This window comes from Micromonospora sp. M51, from assembly GCF_018070305.1.
GTDB lineage: Bacteria > Actinomycetota > Actinomycetes > Mycobacteriales > Micromonosporaceae > Micromonospora > Micromonospora parva.
Map to the genome: position 1 here is coordinate 1 of NZ_JAGPXZ010000457.1, position 4982 is coordinate 4982.

Annotated in this window: 6 protein-coding genes; 1 reads left to right on the forward strand and 5 read right to left on the reverse strand. The window is 71.4% G+C overall.

Annotated elements, in window-relative coordinates; translation table 11 throughout:
- The 3 genes from KBX53_RS21950 to KBX53_RS21960 all read right to left on the reverse strand — a co-directional run.
- Window positions 1-1392: ABC transporter ATP-binding protein (locus tag KBX53_RS21950; RefSeq protein WP_210861363.1), on the reverse strand; the 1392-nt coding region annotated here is incomplete at its 3' end.
- Window positions 1386-1868 carry a MarR family transcriptional regulator gene (locus KBX53_RS21955; protein WP_030328938.1) on the reverse strand — a complete coding sequence of 161 codons (483 nt, stop codon included), beginning with the start codon at window positions 1866-1868 and terminating at the stop codon, window positions 1386-1388. The genes KBX53_RS21955 and KBX53_RS21950, both read right to left, overlap by 7 nt.
- Before the next feature lie 25 nt (window positions 1869-1893).
- Window positions 1894-2340, reverse strand: coding sequence for a DoxX family membrane protein (locus tag KBX53_RS21960; protein WP_210861364.1), 447 nt, complete (start codon window positions 2338-2340; stop codon window positions 1894-1896).
- A gap of 83 nt (window positions 2341-2423) precedes the next feature.
- Between KBX53_RS21960 and KBX53_RS21965 the strand changes: the two genes are divergently transcribed.
- Complete coding sequence (locus KBX53_RS21965; RefSeq protein WP_210861366.1) at window positions 2424-2984, forward strand: TetR/AcrR family transcriptional regulator; 561 nt, start codon at window positions 2424-2426, stop codon at window positions 2982-2984.
- Between the two features lie 94 nt (window positions 2985-3078).
- Here KBX53_RS21965 and KBX53_RS21970 read toward each other — a convergent pair whose 3' ends face one another.
- Window positions 3079-4518 (reverse strand): GuaB1 family IMP dehydrogenase-related protein, encoded by a 1440-nt coding sequence (locus tag KBX53_RS21970; RefSeq protein ID WP_030328931.1) that lies wholly within the window; start codon window positions 4516-4518, stop codon window positions 3079-3081.
- 157 nt (window positions 4519-4675) lie between these two features.
- A partial coding sequence (locus KBX53_RS21975) for a LysE/ArgO family amino acid transporter (RefSeq protein WP_210861368.1) occupies window positions 4676-4982 on the reverse strand: 307 nt, incomplete at its 5' end.

Below are 4982 nucleotides of genomic sequence, written 5' to 3' on the forward strand. Positions count from 1 at the left end.
CGGGGCGTCCAGCCCGCCGGGCATCTGGGCCACGAAGTCCCGGGCCTGGGCGATCTCCAGCGCCGTCCACAGCTCCTCGTCGGTGGCGTCCGGGTTGCCGTAGCGCAGGTTGCTGGCGACCGTCCCGGTGAACAGGTACGGCCGCTGCGGCACCAGGCCGATGCGTCGCCACAGCTCGTCCGGTGCCAACTCCCGCACGTCCACCCCGTCGACCAGCACCGCGCCGGCGGTCACGTCGACCAGGCGGGGGATCAGCGACAGCAGTGTCGTCTTGCCCGCTCCGGTGCTGCCGATGATGGCCGTGGTGGTGCCCGGGGTCGCCCGGAAGGAGATGTCGCGCAGCACCGGCTCCACCGCTCCCGGGTACTGGAAGCGCACCCCGCGCAGCTCCAGCTCGGCCCGGGTGGGCAACTCGGTGACCGGCGCGGTGGCCGGAACCACCGAGGAGTCGGTGTCCAGCACCTCGACGATCCGCTCGGCGCACACCGCCGCGCGCGGCACCATCATCAGCATGAAGGTGGCCATCATGACCGCCATCAGGATCTGCATCAGGTACTGCAGGAACGCGGTGAGCGCGCCGACCTGGATCGCGCCGGCGTCCACCCGCTGCGCGCCGAACCAGAGCACCGCCACGCTGGAGACGTTCAGCACCAGCATGACCACCGGGAAGATCAACGCCAACAGTCGACCGGTACGCAGCGCGGTGGCGGTCAGGTCGGCGTTGGCGACGGCGAAACGGTCCGTTTCGTACGGCTCGCGGACGAACGCGCGGACCACCCGGATGCCGGTGATCTGCTCCCGCAGCACGCGGTTGACAGTGTCGATGCGGGTCTGCATCAGCCGGAAGCCCGGCACCATCCGGCGGATGATCGCGCCGAGGGCGATGGCCAGCACCGGCACGCTGACCAGCATCAGCCAGGAGAGCCCGACGTCCTCACGCAGCGCCATGAACACCCCACCGACGCTCATGATCGGTGCGGCGACCAGCATCGTGCAGCTCATCAGCACGAGCATCTGCACCTGCTGCACGTCGTTGGTGTTGCGGGTGATCAGCGACGGCGCCCCGAACCGGGCCACCTCGCGGGCGGAGAAGCGGTTGACGTGCCCGAACAGTTCGGCGCGTACGTCCCGGCCGAAGCCCATCGCGACCCGGGCGCCCAGGTAGACGGCGGCGATCGAACAGATGATCTGGATCAGGCTGACCAGCAGCATCCAGCCGCCGGTGCGCACGATGTAGTCCGTGTCGCCCCGGGCCACGCCCTGGTCGATGATGTCCGCGTTGAGGCTGGGCAGGTAGAGCGAGGCCATGGTGCCCACGAACTGGAGCAGCACCACCGCCAGCAACGGTTTCTGATAGGTGCGCAGTTGGCCGCGCAGGAGTCGGATCAGCACGCCGGGTCCTCCGCTTCGGTGGGGCGTCCGGTCATCCGCGGGTCGTCTCCGCTGCCGATGACCTCAAGCAGAAACTCCCGGATCACCTGGGCTTTCGCCGGGTCGGCGTCGACCGAGGTGAGTGGCCGTCCGGAGTGCATGAGCGCGCCGAGCGCAGCCACTCGTTCCCGGCCGGCGGGGGTGATGGCGAGTCGGATGCTGCGTCGGTCGCTGTCGTCGCGCTGCCGCTCGACCAGACCGTCACGCTCCAGCGTGTCCACGATGCCGGTCAGGGTCGCCGGGCGGACGAACCCCTTCTCGGCAACCTTGCGGTGGGGTAGCTCGCCGTGTCGGGCGAGCGTCATCAGGGTGATCATGCCGGCCTGGGTGAGGCCGTGCTCCTCGGCGAGATAGCGGTTCCACCGCTGCCCGACGAGGTGCCCGGCCACCACCAGGAGACGGCCGAGCGGCACGTCCTGGAGGGTGATGAGTTCCACGAGAGGTAGATTAGCCCCCTGATAGTCAGGCACCAAACGAAATTACCGTGGCGGCGGCCACGAACAGGATCTGCAGGGCGGTGCGCTGGGCCAGCGGGGTGACCGGGCGGCCGGCGAGGGTCAGCTGGCGACGGGCGGCCGAGACGTTCGCCGGAAACATGGCGAGCATGAGCAGGCCGAGTCCGGCCGCCGCCACCCGGGCGGTCGCCGGCAGCAGCAGGCCGATCGCGCCGACCAGCTCCAGTACGCCGGTGACGGTGACCAGCAGGTCCGGCCGGGGCAGGCGGGGTGGGACCATGGCGATCAGTCCGGCCCGGCGCCGGCCGGCGAAGTGCGCGACGGCGGTCAGCGTGAACATCGCGGCCAGTCCGACGCGCAGCGCGGAGATCCAGCCGTCCAGTGCGGCGATGCCGGCCAGGCCGGCGAGTCGGGCCAGAGCGGTGCCGGCGATCAGGGCGATCAGGGGTGCCATCGGAATCCTCCTCAACGAAACTTGTCAGTGACAAGATTCGCCGACGCGTGACATCTTGTCAATGACAAGATTAGGATTCGCTGGTGACCGACAGCCGCTCGTACCATCACGGCGACCTGCGCCGCGCGCTGCTCGCCGCGGCGCTGGAGGCCATCGAGGAGGTCGGGCCCGTCGCGCTGAGCCTGCGCGACCTGGCCCGACGGGCCGGCGTCTCGCACGCCGCGCCCGCCCACCACTTCGGCGACAAGGCGGGCCTGCTCACCGCGCTCGCCACGCAGGGCTTCGACCTGCTGACCCAGACGTTGACCGAGGCGGATGGCGACCTGCTGGAGGCCGGCGTCGCCTACGTCGACTTCGCCGTCACGCGCCGCGCGTACTTCGAGGTGATGTTCCGGCCGGAGCTGCACCGGGCCGACGACGCCGAGCTGATCGCCGCCCAGGGTCGGGCCGGCGCCGCGCTCCGCGCCGGGGTGGCGACACTACCCACCGGCGACGCGCCCGCCGACCCCGGTCGGGACGCGCTCGCCGCCTGGTCGATCGCCCACGGCTTCGCCACCCTCTGGCTGGCCGGCGCGCTACCCGACCGAGTGGGCGACAACCCCCGCGAGGCAGCCCGCACAGTCCTGCGCCGACTGACAACCTAACCCCTGCCCTCTCCTCTGTTGATCATGAAGTTGTTGCCATGACACGCCGACGCGGGAGGCAACAACTTCATGGTCAACCGGAGTGGGGTGGGGGTTACCAGCTGGTGGGGAGGGGCATTCCTTCGGTGAAGCCGGCGGCGCTCTGGACGCCGACGATCGCCCGCTCGTGGAACTGGGTGAGGTTCCGGGCGCCGGCGTAGGTGAAGGCGCTGCGTACCCCCGCGATGATCTCGTCGATCAGGTCCTCGACGCCGGGACGGGCCGGGTCCAGGTGCATCCGGGCCGAGGAGATGCCCTCCTCGAAGACCGCCTTGCGGGCCCGGTCGTACGGGCTGTCGTCGGCGGTTCGGGCGCTGACCGCCCGGGCCGAGGCCATCCCGAAGCTCTCCTTGTACCGCCGGCCGTCCACGTCGGTGTACAGGTCACCGGGGGACTCGTAGGTGCCGGCGAACCAGGAACCGATCATCACGTTCGACGCCCCGGCGGCGAGCGCGAGCGCCACGTCCCGGGGGTGCCGCACCCCACCGTCGGCCCACACGTGCCGGCCCAGTTGGCGGGCGGCCGCCGCGCAGTCGAGGACGGCCGAGAACTGCGGCCGACCCACGCCGGTCATCATCCGGGTGGTGCACATCGCACCGGGGCCGACGCCGACCTTGATGATGTCCGCACCCGCCTCCACCAGGTCGCGTACGCCCTCGGCGGTGACCACGTTGCCGGCCGCCACCGGCACCCCCGGGTCCAGCTTGCGGACCGCCTGGAGTGCGGAGATCATCCGTGCCTGGTGGCCGTGCGCGGTGTCCACCACCAACGTGTCCACCCCCGCCTCCAGCAGCGCCGAGGCCTTGCCGGTCACGTCACCGTTGATTCCGACGGCGGCGGCGATCCGCAGCCGACCCCGGTCGTCCACGGCCGGCGTGTAGAGGGTGGCCCGCAACGCGCCCTGTCGGGTCAGCACCCCGACCAGCCGGCCCTCGGTGTCCACCACCGGGGCGAGTCGGCGACGGCCCGCCGAGAGCAGATCGAAGCCGGTACGCGGATCCGAGTCCGCCGGGACGGTGTGCAGCTCGGTGGACATCACGTGCCGCAGCTGGGCGAACCGGTCCACGCCCGTGGTGTCCGCCTCGGTGACCACACCCATCGGTCGGCCGGCGTCGTCGACCACGATGACCGCACCGTGCGAGCGCTTGGGCAGCAGGTGGATGGCGTCGCCCACGGTGTCGGTCGGGCCGAGCGTGATCGGCGTGTCGTAGACGAGATGGCGCTGTTTCACCCAGGCGACGACATTCGCCACCACCTCGATCGGAATGTCCTGCGGGATCACCGTGATGGCACCCCGGCGGGCGACCGTCTCCGCCATCCGCCGTCCGGCGACCGCCGTCATGTTCGACACCACCAACGGGATGGTGGTGCCGGTGCCGTCGCCGGTGGACAGGTCGACGTCGAGCCGGGAACCCAGGTCGGAGCGGGCCGGCGCCATGAAGACGTCGGTATAGGTCAGGTCGTGCGCGGGGACCGCGCCGTGAAGGAACCGCACCCGGCAATCATTCCCGCTCGCGGTCGGTTCCACCGCCGGTGGTCGTGGAAAACACTCGCGTCGTCGCTGGCCTGGCCCGGTTGGCGCCCGCCCGCACGGTCCGGCCGGGGGCCCGCCTGGCCCGGGTGGCCTGGTCGTTCTCCGCCGGCGGGGCCGGTCAGCCCAGCAGGAGTGCCACGGCCAGGCCGGTCATCACCACGGCGATGACCGCGTCCAGCACCCGCCAGGCGGCGGCACGGGCGAGCAGTGGCGCGAGGCGCTGTGCGCCGACGCCGAGCGCGGTGAACCAGACCCCGCTGGCCACTGCGGCGCCGGCGCCGAAGACCCACCGGTGCGGGTGTTGTTGGGCCACCCCGCCGAGGAGCAGCACGGTGTCCAGGTAGACGTGGGGGTTCAGGTAGGTGAAGGCGGCGCACGCGAGCAGGGTGGCCCCCAGGGAGGCCGGCGGCCGTTCGGTGGGCAGC

Coding starts and splice junctions, on each gene's coding strand:
- KBX53_RS21960 (WP_210861364.1), bottom strand. CDS start 2,340: ATGGCACCCCTGATCGCCCTGATCGCCGGCACCGCTCTGGCCCGACTC.